The sequence below is a fragment of the Vibrio sp. 1078-1 genome, from assembly GCF_033340475.1.
Genome location: NZ_JAWOWM010000509.1, coordinates 1 through 630 on the forward strand (window position 1 = coordinate 1; position 630 = coordinate 630).

Sequence of the window (630 nt, forward strand, 5' to 3'; positions counted from 1 at the left end):
ATCACCAGAAAGCCATGCCAGATATTCCGGGGCCTGAAAACTTCGCCTCAGAGAGTGAACTCGCAAGTCATATCGCGGAGTTTCTGCCAGAGCGCTTGCGTAAAACATTCTGCGGAGAAAAACCGATTGAGACTCGCCCTGTCACGGTGATCAATCCTCTAAAACCCAAAAAAGCGGAGCCAAAACAGTACCTTTGGATTCGTGCTAACGGTGAGATGCCAGATAACCAACTGATTCATCAATACTTGCTGGCTTACGCGTCAGATTGGGGATTTTTGGTCACGGCGATGCATCCACATGAAGTGTCGTTAATGACGCCGAATTTCCAAGTTGCGACGATTGACCATTCAATCTGGTTCCATCGTCCCTTCAAGATGGATGAATGGCTTTTGTACGCAATAGAAAGCCCAACGGCGAGTAATACTCGAGGCTTAGTGCGTGGCGAAATTTATAACCAGCAAGGTCATTTGGTAGCGACTGCCGTACAAGAAGGAGTCATGCGCTACACGAAGTAACCCGTGCGTATAAGACGCAAAAAGGAGTGCTCAGCACTCCTTTTTCGTGGGTATCAAACGATGATTAATTCGGTTGATACTTCATGGTGACCACTGACCACTCATAAAGTGATTT

1 pseudogene is annotated in these 630 nt (G+C 47.1%); it reads left to right on the forward strand.

Annotation, left to right across the window (positions count from 1 at the left end):
* Nucleotides 1-515: pseudogene (locus tag R7190_RS28480) on the forward strand (acyl-CoA thioesterase domain-containing protein); the annotation flags it as partial.
* Between the last annotated feature and the right edge of the window lie 115 nt (nucleotides 516-630).